Raw genomic sequence first — 19099 nt, forward strand, 5'->3', positions numbered from 1 at the left:
GGGGAGCCCACCATGGCGATTCTCGACGGGCTCGAGGAGACCTCGGCGAACGGCCGCGGCGCAACTCTGGAGGATGTGGCACGGGTCGCGGGAGTCTCGCGGGCCACCGTGTCCCGAGTGGTGCGCGGGGACGTGCAGGTGCGTCGGGACAAGGTCTCGAAGGTCGAGGAGGCCGTGCGCGCTCTGGGCTATGTGCCCAACAACGCCGCGCGCAGCCTCGCCAGCCGGCAGACGGGCGCTGTCGCGCTGATCGTGCCCGAGCACGAGTCCCGGGTGTTCACCGATCCCTTCTTCGTCAGCGCCATCTCCGGCGTCACGGCCGGGCTGGACGCGAGCGACAAGCAGCTGCTGCTGGTGCTCTCCAGCCCGGAGGATCATGCCCGCACGCGTCGCTTCCTGCGGGGCGGGCATGCCGACGGTCTGCTGGTGGTCTCGCACCATGAGGGAGACCTCTCTGTCGAGGTGCTCCGGGAGGCCGCGGTGCCGGTGGTGTTCATCGGCCGCCCTCCCGAGGGGCTCACCGCCTCGTTCGTGGATCTCGACAACGTCGAGGGCGGCCGCCTGGCCGCGCGGCACCTGATCGAGCGGGGACGCCGCCGGATCGCGATGATCTGCGGTCCGCAGGACATGCCCGCGGCGGTGGATCGACGCGAGGGCTTCGAGAAGGAGCTGGCCGACGCCGGCATCGAGCCCGCATGGCTCTCCTTCGGAGACTTCACCCTCGCCTCGGGGGAACGGGAGACAGCCGCGCTGCTGGCATCGGAGACGCCTTTCGACGCGCTCTTCGCCAGCAGCGACCTGATGGCTCTCGGTGCCTTGAAGAAGCTCGAGGGGCAGGGCGTGAGGGTCCCGGAGGACGTTGCCGTGATCGGCTTCGACGACATCGCCTCCGCAGCGGACGACACCATCTCGCTGACCACCGTCGTGAACCCGGGCCGGCGCCTCGCCGAGCTCGGGGCCACGCTGCTGCTGGACCTCATCGCCGGGCGGGAGACCGATCAGTCCGTGGTGCTCCGTCCCGAACTCGCGGTCCGCTCGACCACCTGAGCGGAGGCATTCCGTCCTCTGGCCTTGCCCTCCTCGACGATCAGTCCGTGCAGCTCGGCGAGCTCGGAGACCTCGAACCCTGCGGTGGAGAGCGCCGGGGCGAGGGCCCGTCGGAACGCAGGATAGCTGCCGGGCACCTCCGCGCCGCGGTCGCCCAGCACGCGCCTGGCGTATTCATCGCAGAGGAATGCGGGCCGCCCGAAGCAGTACATCGAGAGCGCATCGGCGGTCTCCTCCCCGACACCCTCGATGCCGAGCAACTCGCTGCGCAACTGCTCGTCGCTCAGCGTCCGGGCCGTCGCGGCGTGCTCCGCCCACCAGCGGGCGAGCGACTGGACGCGGCGTGGCTTCGTGCGCGGGAAGCCAGCGGGCCGGACCAGCTCCCGCACCGTCTCCTCATCGGCCGCTGCAAGCGTCGGGGCGTCCAGCAGCCCCGCCCCGCGCAGTGCCGCGATCGCGGAGGCGGCCTGCTCCCAGCGGCTGCGCTGGACCAGCACCGCGCCGAGGGCGATCTCGAAGGGCTCCTCGCCGGGCCACCACCAGCCCTGTGGGCCGTGCCGGTCCCGGAGCTCGCGGTGCAGGGCTCGCAGATCGATCATGCCCGATAGGTTGTCACAGCCGCAGACGGCACCTCGAGGCGCACGGACACCCCGGGCTCGAGCCGCTGTGCGGCGATCTCCTGCGGGGGCAGATCTGCGGAGAGGTCATCGGTGCGCACCCGCACCAAGTTTCCGCTGGGGGCGAGGGAGCGCACAGTGCGCGGGAGGCCGCCCGTCTCCACCAGCGTCACCTGGGCGGGACGGAAGGCGGCATGGACCTGGTCGCCTGGGTGGTGCGCAGCAGCTGCCGGCAGTCGGGCGCCGTCAGCGAGGACCACGGCGCGGCCGTCCCAGCGTCCGCTGACGAGGTTCAGTCCCGCGAATCGGGCGGTGAAGGCGGAGCGGGGACGGCTCAGCAGCTCCTGCGTCGGTCCCTGCTCGACCAGGCGACCATCCTCGAGCACCGCGATCCGATCCGCGAGGGTCAGCGCATCGAGCACATCATGGGTGACGATGATCGCCGTGCGCCTGGCCAGGAAGCGACCCAGCTGCTCCCGCAGCGCCGGGGCCACGTCGATGTCGAGTGCGGCCATCGGCTCGTCCAGCAGCAGCAGCCGGGGATCTGCGGCCAGAGCGCGAGCGATCGCGACCCGCTGCGCCTGTCCGCCGGAGAGCTGTGAGGGCCGACGGTCCGCGAGCTCCGGGATGCCGAGCTCTGCGAGCCAGCGCTCGGCCCCCTGGCGGGCGCGGGTCCGGGGCACCCCCTGCGAGCGCAGCGCGAAGATGATATTCCCCAGCGCGGTGAGGTGGGGGAACAGCACCGGATCCTGGGAGAGGGTGGTGACCTTGCGGGCGTGGGGTGGGACCCAGCTGCCCTCGCCGGTCAGCACCCGTCCGTCCAGCACGATCTGCCCCTTCGCGGGGTGGAGGCCACCGGAGATCAGGGACAGCACCGTGGACTTCCCGGCGCCGTTCGGGCCGATCACCGCGAGAGTTTCGCCGTCGGCGACCGTGAGTTCGAGGTCGAGCCCGCGCTCGGGGACGACGGCGTGGAGGGACAGGCTCATGCGGGCACCCTCCGACGGGCTGCCGCGATCACCAGCACCGCGATGATCATCAGCACGAAGGACAATGCCACTGCGGCCTCGGGGTCGCTCTCGCGCTGCAGGTAGATCTCCAGCGGCAGCGTGCGGGTGGTGCCCTGCAGGGAGCCTGCGAAGGTGATCGTGGCGCCGAACTCGCCGAGCGCGCGCGCGAAGGAGAGCACAGTGCCGGAGAGCAGGGCCGGTGCCACGAGCGGCAGCGTCACCCGCAGCAGGACCCGGGAGGGCCTGGCACCGAGGGAGGCTGCCGCGACCTCATAGCGGGTGCCGGAGGTGCGCAGTGCACCTTCGAGGCTGATCACCAGGAAGGGCAGCGCCACGAAGGTCTGTGCGAGCACCACCGCTGTGGTGGAGAAGGCGATCTGGAGCCCCAGCACCTCGAGCTGCTGGCCCAGCAGGCCCTGTCTGCCGAAGGTGTAGAGCAGCGCGATACCGCCCACCACCGGCGGCAGCACCAACGGGATCAGCACCACCGAGCGCAGCAGCGAGAGCCCTCGAAACTCAGCGCGAGCCAGCAGCAGTGACATCGGCACGCCCAGCAGCACGCAGAGCGCGGCGCTGATCGTCGAGGTCTGCAGGCTCAGCCGCAGCGCTGCGAGCGAGGACTCGCTGCTGATCAGCTCACCGAAGCTGCCCCACTGCACACGCAGCGCCATCGACACCAGCGGCAGCAGCACGAACAGCCCGCCGAGCAGGGCCGGGATCAGCATCCAGCGGGGGAGGGATCTCATGGCGCGGCGAACCCGTATCGGGCCAGGATCTCCTGGCCGGTCTCACTCCGGACGAGGTCCAGGAACTCCCGGCCGAGCTCCGCGCTGCCGGCGTCCTTGACCGTGGTGATCGGGTAGATGTTCACAGCGCTCGCAGCCTCGGGGAACTCGATGCTCGCCACAGCTGCTCCGGCCTTCTTCGCGTCGGTGACATAGACCAGGCCCGCATCCGCCTCACCGCTGGTGACCTTGTTCAGGACATCGGTGACGGACTGCTCCTCGCTGACCGGCGCGAATTCCAGCCCGGCTGCCTCCTCGATGGCTTCGGTCGCCGCACCGCAGGGGACTTCGGGCGCACAGACGACGAGGTTCAGAGCGTCCCCGGTGAGGGAATCCAGGCCGGCCACGCCGGCCGGGTTGCCCGCCGGGACCGCGATCACCAGCGTGTTGGTCGTGAAGTCCACCGGGTTGGTGCCCGAGAGTCCGGAGGCCACGAGCTTGTCCATGTTCGAGGAGTTCGCGGAGGCGAAGACGTCCGCCGGGGCGCCCTCCTGGATCTGCTGGACCAGGGTGGAGGAGCCGGCGAAGTTGAACTCCACCGCGACCTCCTCGTGCTCGGACTCGAACTGGTCGCCGAGCTCTTCGAAGGGCTCCTGGAGGGAGGCGGCGGCGAAGACCTGCAGGGTGGTGGGCTGATCGGCCCCGCCGGTCGAGACGAGGGCACTCCCGCAGCCTGCGACGAGGAGGGCGATCCCTGCCGCTGTGGCGATCAGCCGGGCGCGGATCCTCACGGCGTCTCGACCACGACCTGGGTCGCTTTCACGACGGCCGTGGCCACCGTGCCGGGTTCGAGGCCCAGCTCCCGGGCGGCTTCGCTGCTCATCAGGGAGACCACGCGGAAGGGACCGCATTGCAGCTCGACCTGCGCCATCACGGTGTCCATCACGACGCTCGTGACCAGGCCCACGAAGCGGTTGCGGGCGGAGGAGGTCGTCGCGCCATGCAGCTCCGGGGACACCGCCAGCTCCCGTGCCAGGCGCGCCACCTCGGTGCCCTCGAGAACCTTCCGGCCCGCGTCATCGGAGCCTGCCGCGAGTGTCCCCTTCTCGATCCAGCGCCGGACCGTGTCCTCGCTGACCCCGAGGAAGGTCGCGGCGTCACGAACTCGCATCTGCGTCATGAAGTCGATGATACATGCGCAGATGCGGGCCTTTCGAGCCTCAAGCGGCCAGCAGCACCCCTCCGAGTGCGAGCGTCGCGACCAGCAGGGTGGACAATGCGGCGAGAGCGAGCGGGCGAGGCCCCACCTGGAGCAGATTTCGCACTTTCACCCCGGTGCCGAGAGCGAACATCGCCGCGGCGAGCAGGGCGGTCTGCAGCAGGGCGCCCACCTCGAGGAACCCGCCGGGCAGAGGGGCGAAGGAGCGCAGGAGCACCATCGCCAGGAATCCGAGCACGAACAGGGGCACCAGCGGCGGGCGCTTCCCGTCGGCCGCCCCTTCGCGCCGCTGCTGCAGGCTGAGCACGGCCATCACGGGGGCGAGCATCAGCACCCGGGCGAGCTTGACGATCACCGCGACCGTGAGCGCCGCGCCGCCGAGCGCGCCGCCGGCGGCGACCACCTGTGCGACCTCGTGGATCGACGCGCCTGCCCAGAGCCCGGCGGTTTCGGGCTCCAGCTGCAGCAGCGCCGCGGCGGCGGGGACCGCGGCGATCATCAGCGTGCCGCACAGCACCACCAGGGCGATCGCCGTGATCGTGCGCTGCTCGTGCTTCTCCTCGGGGTCCGTGACGCCCGCGGCGGCCGCCACCGCTGCGGCCCCACAGATCGAGAAGCCGCAGGCCACCAGGATCGTCAGCCCTTTCTCGACCCCGAGCGCCCGGCCGATCAGCACGGTTCCGAGGGTCCCGCCGGTGACCACGACCACCACCACGGCCAGCATCGGGGCGCCGAGGGCGAGCAGATCGCCGAGCGCCACCTGCAGACCCAGCAGCACGATCCCCACCCGCAGCAGCCTCTTCGCGGCGAAGGACATCCCCGGGGCGAGAGCGGCTGGCAGGGTGGTGAAATTTGCGACCAGGATCCCGACGACGATCGCGATGATCAGCGCACTCACACCCGGCAGCGCCTGTGACGTCAGGATCGACACCGCCGCTACCGCGAGGGAGACCACGATCCCGGGCCAGAGGGAGTGACGCTGGAGCGGGGGAGCGGATGTGGTGCTGAGGGACATGAGATGCACCTTCCCACCTCCGGTGAACGCCCGGTAGACAGCAGTTCGCGATCCCGGCATATGATTCTGATATGCCTGATGCCCTTCCGAACCTGCAGGCCCTCGCGCTGTTCCTCGCCGTCGTCGACGAGGGCGGGCTCGGAGCGGGTGCGCGTCGTCTGAAGATGCACCAGCCCAATGCCAGCCGCATGATCGCCCAGCTCGAGGCGCAGGCCGGGACGGCGCTGCTGGAGCGCGGCGCTCGCGGCTCCCGGCCGACCTCGGCCGGGCTGCTCTATGCGGCCCATGCCCGGGAGCTGCTCGAGGCAGCGGAGGAATTCTCCGCCTGGCTGCGCCACAGCCGAGATGGGGACGCCCGAGAGCTCCGGGTGGGCGTGAGCATGACGATCGCCGAGCACCTGATGCCGGCCTGGCTCACCGAACTGCGTCGCCTGAGCCCGCGCGTGCGCGTGGATCTGGAGGTGCTGAACTCCACCCAGGTGCTTGCAGGCGTCCACGACGGGCACCTGCAGCTGGGCTTCGTGGAGACCCCTCATCTGCCGCGCGGGGTGAACGCGAAGACGCTGCGGGAGGACGAACTGGTGGTGGTCGTCGCCCCCGAGCACCCCTGGGCCGAGCGGTCGCGGGGCATGGAGCCGCTGGACCCGGCCGAACTCGCCCGGACTCCTTTGGTGGTGCGAGAGGGCGGCTCCGGTACCCGGGACGCCTTCGAGGAGCTGCTGCCGAACGCGGCGCTGACCCCTCCGGTCCTGGAGCTCGGCAGCAATGCGGCGGTGCGGGTCGCGGTGGCCTCGGGGGCGGGGCCGGCAGTGCTGAGCATGCTCGCGGTCCGGTCCTCCCTCGAGGCCGGCCTGCTGCACCGGGTGCCGGTCGCGGGCACGCGGCTGAACCGGCTCCTGACTGCGGTGTGGAGCGGCCCGCGCCGTCTCAGCGGACCGGCCGCGGAGCTGGTCGAGGTCGCCTCGCGGCGCAGCGGGTAGGTTCGGACCATGCCGATCCTCACCAACACCGCAGAGCAGTCCGACCAGCCCCGCCGCGGCGCCGTCTGGTCCATCGCCGAACCCGAGCGGGAGCTGGACTCGAATCTGATCCGTCTGCCCGCCGGCGACAGCATCGCCGCCCATGTCGGCGCGGAGGTGGACACGCTCATCCACGTGGTGCGCGGTCACGGCATCCTCCTCACCGAGGCTGGCGAGGAGCCGCTGCGCACGGGTGATGTCGCGCTGCTGCCCCGCCGCACCCTGCGCGGCTTCCAGGCCGGTGAGGACGGTCTGGAGTACCTGACCGTCCATCGCCGGCGGCAGTCGCTGCGCATTCAGAGTGGACCGAGCGGCGCCTGAGGTCGCAGGCACCCTGAAAGAGCAGGCAGACTGGTCCCATGGCAGATTCACAGGATTCCCGCGTTGCCGTCTATCTGGACTTCGACAACATCGTCATGTCCTGGTACGACCGAGTGCATGGGCGGCAGGCGTACAGCCGTGACCGCCAGCGCATCGCCGAGGACCCCACCGAGCCCGAGATCGCCGAGCGGCTCGCGAAGGCGACGGTCGATGTCGGCGCCGTGATCGACTATGCGGCTTCGTTCGGCTCCCTCATGCTCACCCGCGCCTACGCGGACTGGTCCTCTCCGGTCAATGCGATCTACCGCAGCCAGCTGGTGGCCCGCGCCGTGGACCTCGTGCAGCTCTTCCCCGCCGCGGCCTATGCCAAGAACGGCGCAGATATCCGCCTGGCCGTGGACACGGTCGAGGACCTCTACCTGATGCCCGACCTCACCCATGTGGTGATCGTCGCCGGCGATTCCGACTACGTCCCGCTCGCGCAGCGCTGCCGCCGCCTGGGCCGCTATGTGATCGCGATGGGCGTGGCGGGCTCCACCGCGAAGTCCCTGGCTGCGGCCTGCGACGAGTTCGAGTCCTACGAGAACCTGCCGGGTGTGGAACGACCCGTCGCCTCGCAGCGATCGCGCTCGCGACGCGGAGGCAGTCTCGCCGCCTCGCAGAGCTCTGGTGACACCACCAGCACCGCCGCTGGCACCGGCACCGCCAGCGGTGAGGGCGGCAGCCAGCGCACCCGCTCCCGGCGCTCGGCCGACGCCGATGCCAAGGCCCGCGCCGCCGAGGCCGCCGCGGAGGAGGCCGCCGACGCCGCGGAGGAGGCGGAGGATGAGGATCCCGGCGAGGATCCTCGCGAGGCGGCGACCCAGCTGCTGCAGCGTGCTCTGCAGCTCGGTGACCGCGGGGACAGCGACTGGCTGCACGCCTCCGCGGTGAAGTCCCACATGCGCCGGATGGACTCCTCCTTCAGCGAGAAGGCGATCGGTTTCAAGTCCTTCAACGACTTCCTCAAGGCCAATGCGGACATCGCTGAGCTCGAGGAGAGCGGACATGAGCGGCTGGTCCGGGCGAAGGACTGATCCGTCTGCTGCAGCGAAACCGTGACACGCGCCACGTCGCAGGGGGATACTGAAGGTCCCCGTCGAAGGAGGCACCTCCCATGAACCTGCTGCTCTGGATCCTCGCCTTCGTGCTCGCCGTGGTGTTCCTCGGGGCGGGCATCGCGAAGCTGATCGGTACGCGTGACCAGCAGATCAACCGCACGCCCTATGTCGAGGACTTCCCGCAGATCGTGATCCGTGGGATCGGCGTGCTCGAGATCCTCGGAGCCCTGGGTCTGATCATTCCGGCGCTGACCGGGTTCGCCACGGTTCTGGTCCCGCTGGCGGCAGCGGGCCTGGCGATCACGATGGTCTTCGCCGCGCTCGTGCACATCCGGCGTGGGGACGGTCCTCGCGCCGCACTGCCCTCGATCGTGCTCGCCCTCTGCTCGGTGTTCGTGGCCTGGTCGAGGTTCGGCCCCTACCCGCTATGACCTCTGCACCGTTCAGCCGTGCTGTCGACGACTGCGCGGACGCAGCAGGGCCCGCAGCGCGAGACCGACCAGCAGTGCCCAGAACGCCGCGCTGACCCCTCCCGCGGAGATGCCCGACGCCGCGATCAGCACTGTCACTCCGGCCGGCAGCTGCTCGGAGCGCTCCTCGAGGGCGGCGCGCAGGGAGACCACGAAGGTCGCGATCAGCGCCAGGCCCGCCACCGCCGGGATCACGCCCACGGGTGCCAGCGCGATCAGCTGCGCACAGGCGGCGGCGCCGAGCCCGAGCAGGACCAGCAGCACCCCCGAGGTGACGCTCGCGATCCAGCGCCGATCCCGGTCCTCGCCGGCCTCCGGACCAGCGGCCAGCGCGGCGGTGATCGCGGCCAGGTTGATCCCGTGCCCGCCGGCCGGAGCCGTCGCGAGGCTCCCGAGCCCAGTCACCACCATCGTGCGCCGCCACGGCACCTCATAGCCCAGACCCTTCATCACCGCGACCCCGGGCACGTTCTGCGAGGCCATCGTGACCAGATACAGAGGCAGGGCGATCCCCAGCACTGCGCCGAGAGTCAGCACCGGCGCGGTGAGCTCGACCACCGGCCGCAGCGGGATCGAGGCGAGGCTCGCCCCGGAGGAAGCCATCTCCACCCCGATCACCACCGCGGCGGCGACGAAGGCGAGCGGGGAGGCCCAGCGCGGAGCGACCCGCTGGGCGATCACCCAGACCAGGACCACCGGCAACACCGCGAGCGGATTCGCCGCCACCCCGAGCACCGGGCCGAGGCACAGCTGCAGCAGCACCCCGGCGAGCATCGCCTGTGCGATCGAGGTGGGGATGCGAGCCATCAGCCGCCCCAGCGGACGCACCAGCCCGGTGAGCACGACCAGCACGCCCACCAGCAGGAACGCGCCCACTGCGGCAGGCCAGCCGCCCTCGACCGCGCCGGTGGTCGCCAACAGCGCCGCACCCGGTGTCGACCAGGCGATCGTGATCGGAAGCCGGGTCCACGAGGCGAGCAGGATCGAGGCCAGCCCCATCCCGACGCTCACCGCGAGCAGCCCGCTGGCCGCCTGCCCCGCCGAGGCGCCCACCCCGTGCAGCCCGGTCAGCACCACCACGAAGGAGCTGGTGAAGGCGACCAGGCCGGACACGATCCCGGCGGTGAGAGGACGGAGCATGGGCGCACCCTAGGCCGGGCGCGGGGTTGTCCGCGCGGCTGTTCGCGAGGAGGATCGGGTGATGACCCCCGATGACGTCATCCCCTGGCTCCTGGACACCGATCCCGCTCTGCGCTGGCAGGTCCAGCGCGATCTGCTCGATGCCCCGGAGGAGACCTGGCAGGCCACCCGTGCCCGCATCTCCCAGGAGGGGTTCGGCGCCGCGCTGCTCGCCCACCAGGACCCGGCCACCGGGATGTGGGCCGGCGGCGCATTCTTCCCCGCCGGCTTCTTCGACGATCCCGCGAATCAGGACCTGCCCGGCCAGCCGTGGACCGCGACCACCTGGTCGCTCACCACCCTGCGCGAATGGGGCATGGACGCCGCGCCGCTGCGTGCACGGGGCACCGCGACGAGGCTCGCCGAGCACGCCCGCTGGGAGCACGACCCGACCCTGCCGTACTGGGGAGGCGAGTCGGATGTCTGCATCAACGCGATGACCCTCGCCAACGGCCTGTGGCTCGGCGCCGACGTCGAGCCGCTCGTGAGCTGGTTCGTCTCCCATCAGATGGAGGAGGGCGGATGGAACTGCGAAGCGGAGAACGGCTCGCGACGCGCGAGCTTCCACTCCACGCTCAACGCCCTGCGGGCCCTGCTGCTCCACGAGCAGGCCACCGGCGGCACCGAGGCGACCCGCGCAGCGCGGGCGGCCGGGGAGGAGTACCTGCTCGAGCGGAACCTCACCCGGCGGCGCACGACGGGTGAGCTCGTCGGCCCCTGGGTGGACCACTTCCTCTACCCGCCGCGGCACATCTACTCCGCCCTGCGCGCCCTGGAGCACTTCCGGCTCGCCGGGCGCCGCGATCCGCGGATGCTGGAGGCGGCAGAGCTGGTCCAGGATGCTCAGCAGCCCGACGGCACCTGGCTGCAGCAGCACGCGCTGCCCGGGGCGGTGTGGTTCGAGGTCGACGTGCCCGTCGGCGATCCCTCGCCCTGGCTGACCCTGCAGGGGCTGCGGGTGCTGCGGTGGTGGAACGACGCCTGAGCGCCCCGGTCACGGTTGTCACGGTTCAGTCACGGGGGACGCCATGCCGGGCGGGGAGGTAGGTGCCGCGGCGGGACGCTGTTAGGTTGCAGAGATCCGGTGGTGCCCCACGTCACATGTGATGGCCCCCGTCCACGACGCCGTGACCCGCGCGGCGCCTCCCTCACCCCCAGGAGGATCCGATGTTCGATGCCGCATTCACCCCCAGGCGCCGCGCCGTGCTGCTGTCGATGGCCGGTGTTCCCGTGCTGCTGACCGCCTGCGCCAAGACCACCGAGGACGGCGGCGGCTCCGGCGGCTCCGACGCAGGTGGCGGCGGCGGGGAGCTGACCGTCGGCACCACCGACAAGGTCACCGCCCTGGATCCGGCGGCCGCATATGACAACGGCTCCTCGACGGTGTGGACCCAGTGCTACTCCTACCTGCTGAACACCTCGATCGGCTCGGAGGACGGCAGGCCCGAGCCCGACCTCGCGGAGACCGCGGAGTTCACCAGCGACACGGTCTTCACCGTGAAGCTCCAGGAAGGCCTCACCTTCGCCAACGGCAACGAGCTGACCACCGAGGACGTCAAGCACAGCTTCGACCGTCAGCTCGCGATCGCAGACCCCAACGGCCCCTCGAGCCTGCTGGGAAACCTTGAGAAGGTCGAGATCATCGACGATCTCACCGTCGAGTTCCATCTCAAGGAACCCAATGACCAGACCTTCCCGTATGTGCTGACCAGCCCCGTGGGGCCGATCGTCGATGCCGAGGTGTTCCCCGCCGACGCCGCGCTGCCGGACAACGAGATCGTCGCCGCCGAAGCCTTCTCCGGCCCGTACAAGATCACCAGCTGGAAGATCAACGAGCTGGTCACCTTCGAGGCCTTCGCGGACTACAAGGGCCTGTTCGGCGCCCCCGCCACCTCGAGCGTGGTGATGTCGTACTACGCGGACCAGAACAACATGAAGCTGGACATCCAGGAGGGCAACATCGACTGCGTGTGGCGCTCGCTGTCCGCCACCGACATCGCCGACCTCCAGTCTGACGATGCCGTCACCGTCCATGAGGGCCCCGGCGGCGAGATCCGCTACATCGTGTTCAATTTCAAGACCAACCCCTACGGGGAGGCGACCGAGGATCCTGACCCGGTCAAGGCTAAGGCCGTCCGCCAAGCCGTCGCGGATCTGCTGGACCGCACCGCGATCTCGGAGACCGTCTACAACGGCACCTACACCCCGCTGTACTCGTACATCCCCGAGGGGCTGCCGGGCTCCGGCACCCAGTTCCAGGACCTCTACGGCGACGGCGCGGGCGGCCCCGACGCCGATCGCGCCCGGAAGCGGCTCGAGGACGCGGGCGTCGAGATCCCGGTGCAGCTCAGCCTCCAGTACAACCCGGACCACTACGGTGCGTCGTCGGGCGACGAATACGCCGCGGTGAAGAACCAGCTCGAGGCCGACGGCCTGTTCGCCGTCGACCTCCAGTCCACGGAATGGGTCCAGTACTCCAAGGACCGCACCACCGACGTCTATCCGGCGTACCAGCTGGGCTGGTTCCCGGACTACTCGGATGCCGACAACTATCTCTCGCCCTTCTTCGCCACGGAGAACTTCCTGGTCAACCACTACACGAACCCGAAGGTCGACGAGCTCATCTCGACCCAGCGCGGCACCCAGGACCCGGCGGAGCGCGAGGCGCTGTTCGTGGAGATCCAGGACCTCGTGGCCGAGGAGATCTCGACCCTGCCGCTGCTGCAGGGCGCCCAGATCGCGGTCTCGACCGCAACGGTCCAGGGCGTCACACTGGACTCCTCCTTCAAGTTCCGCATCTCGCCGATCTCGAAGTGAGCACCGCCCTCGAGACCGAGGTCGACGAGGCCCCCCGGCACCCGCGCAGGCGAGGGTCGGGGGGCGGTCTCGGCCGCTACATCCTGGTCCGCTTCCTCCTCATCATCCCCACCATCTTCATCCTGATGACGATGGTGTTCTTCCTGATGAGGATCACCGGGGACCCGCTCACGGCGGCCCTGGGCGGACGCCTCACCCCCGCACAGCTCGCCGAGCGCCGTGCAGCGGCCGGATATGACCGGCCGCTGATCGTGCAGTACTTCGACTATCTCGGCGGGGTGCTGCGCGGAGACTTCGGCACCACCTATTCCGACAACACCCCGGTCTCCGAGGTGCTGACCACCTATGGGGCGGCCACCCTTGAGCTGGTCATGTACGCCCTCGTGGTGGCGCTGCTGCTGGGCGTGCCGCTGGGGATGGTCGCGGCCCGCACCCGGGACCGCTGGCCCGACGCGGTGCTGCGGATCATCGCGATCCTCGGCTATGCCACTCCCGTGTTCTTCGTGGGTCTGCTGCTGAAGCTCGTGTTCTCCGTGGGACTGGGCTGGCTGCCGGTGGCCGGGAGGCTGTCCACCGGCGGGCAGATCACCATGAGCAAGATCCTGAACCCCACTCCGCTCTACCTGCTGGACGCGCTGCGACTGGGTGACATGGAGCTGCTGGGCGATGTGGTCCGGCACGCGATCCTGCCGGCCGTGGCGCTCGGCATCCTCACCGGCGGCATCTTCCTGCGCCTGGTGCGCACGAACATGATCGGCACCCAGGAGATGCAGTACATCGAATCGGCGCGCTCCCGCGGTGTGGCCGAGAGCCGGCTGACCACCCGGCATGCGCTGCGACCGGCGCTGATCCCGATCATCACCGTGATGGGCATGCAGGTCGCGCTGATGCTCGGCGGTGCGGTGCTCACCGAGACCACCTTCGAGTGGAACGGCCTGGGCTACATGCTCGCCGAGTACATGAAGGCCCGCGACTACGTCGCCGTGCAGGGGATCGTCATGCTGCTCGCCGTGATCGTCGCGGTCTCGAACTTCGTGGTCGACGTGATCGCCGCGCTCATCGACCCGCGAGTGAGGTACTGAGATGAGTGAGGAACTGCGATGACGCTCTCGAACCCCGAACCCGTCGGCGAGGGTGATCCGGCCGCGACCGCCCTGGCCGCTGAGGCAGGCGCCGTCGCCGCCCGACGGGGGACCCCCTGGTACCTGCGACTGCCGATCATCAGCCACCTGCGCAGCAGCGTCGGCCTGCAGCGCGGCATGCTGCTCACCGGCACCGTGCTGGTCGGCATCCTGCTGCTCACCGCCCTGTTCGCCCCGCTGCTCGCGCCCTACGGCTTCGCCGAGACCGGAGTCGACGGGACCCGCTTCGGCACCCAGCAGCCGCCGTCGGCCGCGCATCCGCTGGGCACCACCGTCACCGGTTTCGATGTGCTCTCGAGGGTGATCTGGGGGACCCGCACCGCGGTCGCGGTGATGGCCTGTGCGGTCGCCGCCTCCCTGTTCATCGGAGTCGCCCTGGGGCTGCTCTCCGGATATGTCGGAGGCTGGCTGGACCGGCTGCTGGTGATGGTGGCCGACGCGGTCTACGCCTTCCCCTCCCTGCTGCTCGCGATCGTCATGTCCATCGTGATCTCCGGCGGGCAGTCCAACGCCTGGGGCGGGATCGCGGCCGCCGCGATCTCCATCACCGTGGTGTTCATCCCGCAGTACTTCCGGGTGATCCGCGCCGAGGTGGTGCGGCTGAAGGCCGAGCCGTTCGTCGAGGCCGCGAAGGTGGTGGGCACCGGGCACCGCCGCATCATGGGCACGCACCTGCTGCGCAACGCCACCCGTACCCTGCCGCTGATCTTCACGCTGAACGCCTCGGAGTCGATCCTCACCCTGGCGGCGCTGGGGTTCCTGGGCTTCGGGATCGAGCCCACCAGTGCCTCCGAGTGGGGCTATGACCTCAACCGTGCGATGGCCGATGCGACCAGCGGGATCTGGTGGACCGGGATGTTCCCGGGCATCGCGATCGCCCTGGCTGTGCTCGGTGTGACCCTCGTGGGCGAGTCCATCAACGACCTCAACGACCCGCGCCTGCGCACCCGCCGCCGCCGCCGCAAGCAGCGCAGGAATGTGCAGAAGCAGGTGACGGCATGACCGCCACGCAGAACCAGGATCCGCGCCTGGCGATCCAGGATCTCGATGTCCGCTTCGCGACCGACGCCGGGGACGTCCACGCGGTCGACGGGGTGAGCCTCGAGGTCGCCCCCGGGGAGATCCTCGCGATCGTCGGCGAGTCCGGGTCGGGGAAGTCCGTGACGGCGCGCGCCGTGCTGGGGCTGCTCCCCGAGACGGCGGAGTCCTCCGGCGCCGTGATCGTCTCGGGCACCGATCTGGTGGGACTGTCCGCCGCGCGCATGCGCGCCCTGCGCGGCGAGGACGTCTCAATGATCTTCCAGGAGCCCAGCAGCGCCCTGAACCCGGTCTTCCCCATCTGGTGGCAGCTCGGCGAGGGGCTGCGCGCGCACCGCCCGAAGATCACCAGGAAGGAGATCCGCGCCGAAGCGGTCCGCGCGCTCGAATCAGTGGGGATCCCGGACGCAGCCGAGCGGATCGACCGCTACCCTCACGAGTTCTCCGGCGGGCAGAAGCAGCGCATCATGATCGCGATGGCGCTCGCACTGGGCGCCGAGCTGATCGTCGCGGATGAGCCCACCACCGCCCTGGACGTCACCGTGCAGGCCGAGATCCTCGGCCTGCTGCGAGACATCCGCGAGAGCCACGGCACCTCGATCATCGTGATCACCCACAACATGGGCGTGGTCGCGGATCTCGCCGACTCCGTCGCCGTGATGCACCACGGGCGGATCATCGAACGGGCCGGGGTCAAGGAGCTGTTCGCGAACCCCCGCGAGGAGTACACGCAGAAGCTGCTCGCCGCGGTGCCGCACCTGGGCCGGAACTCGGCCTGGACCGCGCTGAGCACCGAGCAGCAGCAGACGATCGAGGCCGCGGAGCCGGTGGTGGTCGCGAAGGACCTCGTCATCGAGTATCCGGGACGGATGGGCAAGCCCGCCTTCCGCGCGGTCAAGGGCGTGGATTTCCAGATCCGCGCCGGTGAGGTGTACGGCCTGGTGGGGGAGTCCGGCTCCGGCAAGACCACCATCGGCCGCGCGATCGCGGGTCTCGAGCGCACCACCGGCGGCAGCCTTTCCGTGCTGGGGCACGAGATGAACGGGATGCGGGAGAAGTCCTTCAAACCCCTGCGCCGACGGATCGGGTTCGTCTTCCAGGACCCGGCGACCTCCTTCAACCCGCACCTGACCATCGAGCAGTGCATCGCCGAACCGCTGATCGTGCACGAGCAGCAGCTGAGCCCCACCGAGCGCGGCACCCGGGTGCGCTCGCTGCTGGAGGCGGTCGAGCTGCCGGGCGCCTACGCCGAGCGCTATCCCCATGAGCTCTCCGGCGGCCAGCGCCAGCGCATCTCCCTGGCCCGCGCCCTGGTGCTCGAGCCCGAGCTGCTGATCGCCGACGAGCCGACCAGCGCGCTGGATGTCTCGGTGCAGGCGACGGTGCTGGACCTGTTCCGCGAGCTGCAGGCGAGGCTGGGCTTCGCCGCGCTGTTCATCAGCCACGACCTCGCGGTGGTGGACTCCCTCGCCCATCGCATCGGGGTGCTCTTCCGCGGGGACCTGGTCGAGGACGGCCACGGCCCGGACGTGCTGCAGCGACCTTCCCACGAGTACACGCGCAAGCTCATCGCCTCGCTGCCGGTGCCGGATCCGATCGAACAGGAGAAGCGGCGCGCGGCGTTCCAGGCGCAGTGGGGGCGGGGCACGCTCGGATGATTCCGGGCACGCTCGGGTGAGCTCGCGGTCGGGCTGCGGGTTCAGCCGGTCTGGAACCGCGGCACGGCCCCGCCGACGATGACTTCCACGATCGGCACGTCGGGGCCCGCCCAGTCGCGGCCCTGCAGACGGGTACGGTCCACCCACTCCCACCGGTCATGATCGGTGCTGCTGACGGGCTCCATCGCCTCCAGACGCGCCCAATAGCAGTCCAGGTGGAGGTCGCGGTCACCGGCGTCAGCCTCACCACGGCCGATCAGCCACCCGATCTCCACCTCGACGCCCATCTCCTCCCGCACCTCCCGGCGCAGGGCCTGCTGCGGGGATTCGCCCGGCTCGACCTTCCCGCCGGGGAACTCCCAGAGGCCTGCCGCGCTCCTGCCCGGTGCGCGACGGGCGGCGAGGATCTGGTCGCCACGCACGATCACCGCACCGACCACGCGCAGCGGCGCGGGAGCGCCGGGATGCTCCTCGTCCGTGCGCGAGTCATACCAGGGCTCGGGCTCCTCGGCGAAGCCGACGTCGCCGGACTGCCAGGCGTGCCCGCAGTCCTGGCACTCCCGGTCCGGGCCCAGGCCCGTGCATCCTTCCCAGATCACCCATGACGGGGAGGACTCGTAGGCCTCGAGCATCGGCATGCCGATCTCGTGGTGGAGCACCTGGTCGGTGCCGCAGCGCGGGCAGGTGCCGCGCACCCATTCGTAGCTCATGGGGACAGTCTCCCGCGGAGGTGCGACGTTCGGAGCCCAGCCCGTTCAACCAGCCCGTTCAACCAGCCCGTTCAACCCGCTCGTTCAGTCCGCCGCAGGCCCCGTCAGCGCGCCCAGCACGTCCTCCCCGTACTCGGCGAGCTTCTTCGCGCCGACGCCGCTGACCGCTCCGAGCTGAGAGACCGACTCCGGGCGGGCGTCGATGATCCCCACCAGGGTGGCGTCGGAGAACACCATGTAGGGCGGGATCTGCTTCGCCGTGGCCACGGCGGTGCGCCAGGTGCGCAGCGCCTCGAAGCGTTCCCGCTGCGCCGGCTCGAGGCTGTCGGCCGCACGGGAGGCGCCGGCAGTGCGTCGGCCGCCTCCGCGTGCGGGGCGCTTCGGGGTGCGGTCCACCGCGAGCTCGACGGAGACCTCGCTGCGCAGCACCGGGCCGGCCTGGGGCCCGGGGACCAGCACCCCGTACTCGCCCTCGGCCTCCACGATGCCGCGGGCCAGGAGCTGGCGGATGACTGTGCGCCATTCCTTCTCGCTGAGCTCGCCGCCGATGCCCCAGACACTCAGCTCCTGGTGGCGGGACTGGCCGGAGCGCTCGTTCTCCCGTCCCAGCAGCACTTCGACGACCTGCCCGGAGCCGAACTTCTGGCCCCGCTCACGGTCCAGCCGGATCAGTGCCGAGAGCAGCTTCTGCGCGGCGACGGTGGCGTCCCAGGTCTGCGGCGGGTTCAGGCAGGTGTCGCAGTTCCCGCAGGCCTCGAAATCCGCCTCCTGGCCGAAGTAGCTCAACAACTGCACGCGGCGACAGGAGACCGTCTCGCACAGGGCGAGCATCGCGTCCAGGTGGGAACGGGCATTGCGCTTGAAGAGCTCGCTGCTCTCTCCGGTGTCGATGAACTTGCGCTGGCTGACGACATCGCCCAGGCCGTAGGCCATCCAGGCGGTGGAGGGCTGCCCGTCGCGGCCCGCACGGCCGGTCTCCTGGTAGTAGCCCTCGATCGACTTGGGCAGGTCGAGATGGGCGACGAAGCGGACGTCGGGCTTGTCGATGCCCATCCCGAAGGCGATGGTCGCCACGATGATCAGGCCATCGGCGCGCAGGAACCGCTCCTGGTGGTCCTGGCGCACCGCCGCATCGAGACCCGCGTGATACGGCAGCGCCGGGATGCCCCGCGCGACCAGCGCCTCGGCGGTCTGCTCCACGCTCTTGCGGGACAGGCAGTACACGATGCCGGATTCGCCTTCGTGCTCGGTGGTGATCAGCCGCAGCAGCTGCTCGCGGGGCGAGGCCTTGGGCTCGATGCGGTACTGGATGTTGGGACGGTCGAAGCTGGAGACGAAGTGCTCCGCCTCCTGCATCTGCAGCCGCTCGGTGAGCTCGCGATGGGTGGCCTCGGTGGCGGTCGCGGTCAGCGCGATCCGCGGCACGGCGGGGAAGGTCTGGGCGAGCACCGACAGTCCCAGGTAGTCGGGACGGAAATCGTGCCCCCACTGCGAGACGCAGTGCGCTTCGTCGATCGCGAACAAAGCCAGCCGGGCTCGGTGCAGCAGCTCCTGGGTGCGGGGGAGGACCAGTCGCTCGGGCGCCATGTACAGCAGGTCCAGCTCACCGGCCAGCAGCTGCTGCTCGACCGCCTGCGCCTCATGGAAGTCCAGGGTCGAGTTCAGGTAGGCGGCGCGGAGTCCGACGGCCTCGAGCGCCGCGACCTGGTCGCTCATCAGCGCGATCAGCGGCGAGACCACGATGCCGGTTCCCTCGCGCAGCAGTGAGGGGATCTGGTAGCACAGCGACTTGCCGCCACCGGTGGGCATCAGCACCACCGCGTCCCCACCGCGGGCGACCTGCTCGATGATCGCGGCCTGATCGCCGCGGAAGGAGTCATAGCCGAAGACGGTCGAGAGGATCTCCAGCGCTGCGTCCCCCTGCCCGGCTTCACCCTCACGGAGTGCGGAGAGCGGATCGGCGGCGCGCGAAGAGGTCATGACCGCCACTGTATTCGGGTGGGCCGCGGGGC

The 19099-nt window shown here is 70.4% G+C and carries 19 protein-coding genes; 10 read left to right on the forward strand and 9 right to left on the reverse strand.

The window, feature by feature from the left end; translation table 11 throughout:
* Positions 1–12: 12 nt before the first annotated feature.
* Positions 13–1047: a LacI family DNA-binding transcriptional regulator gene (locus ACT3UF_RS17685; protein WP_444502262.1), complete on the forward strand. Its 1035-nt coding sequence runs from the start codon at positions 13–15 to the stop codon at positions 1045–1047.
* On the opposite strand, the gene ACT3UF_RS17690 is transcribed toward ACT3UF_RS17685, so the two are convergent.
* Genes ACT3UF_RS17690 through ACT3UF_RS17715 form a run of 6 tightly spaced genes read right to left on the reverse strand, consistent with a single transcriptional unit; the run spans position 999 to position 5633 of the window.
* The gene (locus ACT3UF_RS17690; protein WP_442332177.1) at positions 999–1646 is read right to left on the reverse strand and encodes an endonuclease III domain-containing protein; all 648 of its coding nucleotides are present in this window, start codon (positions 1644–1646) and stop codon (positions 999–1001) included. The two genes, ACT3UF_RS17685 and ACT3UF_RS17690, sit on opposite strands and share 49 nt — an antisense overlap.
* Positions 1643–2653: a sulfate/molybdate ABC transporter ATP-binding protein gene (locus ACT3UF_RS17695; RefSeq protein WP_442332178.1), complete on the reverse strand. Its 1011-nt coding sequence runs from the start codon at positions 2651–2653 to the stop codon at positions 1643–1645. The genes ACT3UF_RS17690 and ACT3UF_RS17695 overlap by 4 nt, the downstream gene beginning before the upstream one ends.
* Complete coding sequence (locus ACT3UF_RS17700) at positions 2650–3420, reverse strand: ABC transporter permease (protein WP_442332179.1); 771 nt, start codon at positions 3418–3420, stop codon at positions 2650–2652. Before ACT3UF_RS17700 ends, ACT3UF_RS17695 begins: the two co-directional genes overlap by 4 nt.
* Positions 3417–4190: a molybdate ABC transporter substrate-binding protein gene (gene modA / locus ACT3UF_RS17705; protein WP_444599430.1), complete on the reverse strand. Its 774-nt coding sequence runs from the start codon at positions 4188–4190 to the stop codon at positions 3417–3419. The genes ACT3UF_RS17700 and modA overlap by 4 nt, the downstream gene beginning before the upstream one ends.
* Positions 4187–4579: a TOBE domain-containing protein gene (locus ACT3UF_RS17710; protein ID WP_442332181.1), complete on the reverse strand. Its 393-nt coding sequence runs from the start codon at positions 4577–4579 to the stop codon at positions 4187–4189. The genes modA and ACT3UF_RS17710 overlap by 4 nt, the downstream gene beginning before the upstream one ends.
* 40 nt (positions 4580–4619) lie before the next feature.
* Positions 4620–5633, reverse strand: a complete 1014-nt coding sequence (locus tag ACT3UF_RS17715) for a YeiH family protein (protein WP_442332182.1) — start codon at positions 5631–5633, stop codon at positions 4620–4622.
* 71 nt (positions 5634–5704) lie between these two features.
* Here ACT3UF_RS17715 and ACT3UF_RS17720 point away from each other — a divergent pair, with 71 nt between their 5' ends.
* The 4 genes from ACT3UF_RS17720 (at position 5705) to ACT3UF_RS17735 (ending at position 8504) form a co-directional block, all read left to right on the forward strand.
* A complete protein-coding gene (locus ACT3UF_RS17720; RefSeq protein ID WP_345079451.1) occupies positions 5705–6613 on the forward strand; it encodes a LysR substrate-binding domain-containing protein in 909 nt (302 codons plus the stop codon).
* Between the two features lie 9 nt (positions 6614–6622).
* Positions 6623–6973 carry a cupin domain-containing protein gene (locus tag ACT3UF_RS17725; protein ID WP_442332183.1) on the forward strand — a complete coding sequence of 117 codons (351 nt, stop codon included), beginning with the start codon at positions 6623–6625 and terminating at the stop codon, positions 6971–6973.
* Positions 6974–7011: 38 nt separating this feature from the next.
* Positions 7012–8049 carry an NYN domain-containing protein gene (locus ACT3UF_RS17730; protein WP_442332184.1) on the forward strand — a complete coding sequence of 346 codons (1038 nt, stop codon included), beginning with the start codon at positions 7012–7014 and terminating at the stop codon, positions 8047–8049.
* 80 nt (positions 8050–8129) lie between these two features.
* A complete protein-coding gene (locus ACT3UF_RS17735; protein ID WP_345079460.1) occupies positions 8130–8504 on the forward strand; it encodes a DoxX family protein in 375 nt (124 codons plus the stop codon).
* A gap of 12 nt (positions 8505–8516) precedes the next feature.
* On the opposite strand, the gene ACT3UF_RS17740 is transcribed toward ACT3UF_RS17735, so the two are convergent.
* On the reverse strand, positions 8517–9683 hold the full coding sequence (locus ACT3UF_RS17740) for a benzoate/H(+) symporter BenE family transporter (RefSeq protein ID WP_442332185.1): 1167 nt from the start codon (positions 9681–9683) through the stop codon (positions 8517–8519).
* A 61-nt stretch (positions 9684–9744) separates the two neighbouring features.
* On the opposite strand from ACT3UF_RS17740, the gene ACT3UF_RS17745 reads away from it, so the two are divergent.
* From ACT3UF_RS17745 to ACT3UF_RS17765, 5 genes are all read left to right on the forward strand, one after another.
* Positions 9745–10707 carry a squalene cyclase gene (locus ACT3UF_RS17745; RefSeq protein WP_442332186.1) on the forward strand — a complete coding sequence of 321 codons (963 nt, stop codon included), beginning with the start codon at positions 9745–9747 and terminating at the stop codon, positions 10705–10707.
* Positions 10708–10889: 182 nt separating this feature from the next.
* Positions 10890–12539 carry an ABC transporter substrate-binding protein gene (locus ACT3UF_RS17750; protein WP_444592335.1) on the forward strand — a complete coding sequence of 550 codons (1650 nt, stop codon included), beginning with the start codon at positions 10890–10892 and terminating at the stop codon, positions 12537–12539.
* A complete protein-coding gene (locus ACT3UF_RS17755; protein ID WP_444592336.1) occupies positions 12536–13621 on the forward strand; it encodes an ABC transporter permease in 1086 nt (361 codons plus the stop codon). Before ACT3UF_RS17750 ends, ACT3UF_RS17755 begins: the two co-directional genes overlap by 4 nt.
* A gap of 18 nt (positions 13622–13639) precedes the next feature.
* A complete protein-coding gene (locus ACT3UF_RS17760) occupies positions 13640–14683 on the forward strand; it encodes an ABC transporter permease (protein WP_444592337.1) in 1044 nt (347 codons plus the stop codon).
* Positions 14680–16377 carry an ABC transporter ATP-binding protein gene (locus ACT3UF_RS17765; protein ID WP_444592338.1) on the forward strand — a complete coding sequence of 566 codons (1698 nt, stop codon included), beginning with the start codon at positions 14680–14682 and terminating at the stop codon, positions 16375–16377. The genes ACT3UF_RS17760 and ACT3UF_RS17765 overlap by 4 nt, the downstream gene beginning before the upstream one ends.
* Before the next feature lie 41 nt (positions 16378–16418).
* Here ACT3UF_RS17765 and ACT3UF_RS17770 read toward each other — a convergent pair whose 3' ends face one another.
* Positions 16419–17087 (reverse strand): (deoxy)nucleoside triphosphate pyrophosphohydrolase, encoded by a 669-nt coding sequence (locus ACT3UF_RS17770; protein ID WP_444608451.1) that lies wholly within the window; start codon positions 17085–17087, stop codon positions 16419–16421.
* Positions 17088–17171: 84 nt separating this feature from the next.
* Positions 17172–19067 carry a DNA helicase RecQ gene (gene recQ, locus ACT3UF_RS17775; RefSeq protein ID WP_442332683.1) on the reverse strand — a complete coding sequence of 632 codons (1896 nt, stop codon included), beginning with the start codon at positions 19065–19067 and terminating at the stop codon, positions 17172–17174.
* Between the last annotated feature and the right edge of the window lie 32 nt (positions 19068–19099).

The organism is Brachybacterium sp. AOP24-D1-21 (genome assembly GCF_052378665.1).
Taxonomy (GTDB): domain Bacteria; phylum Actinomycetota; class Actinomycetes; order Actinomycetales; family Dermabacteraceae; genus Brachybacterium.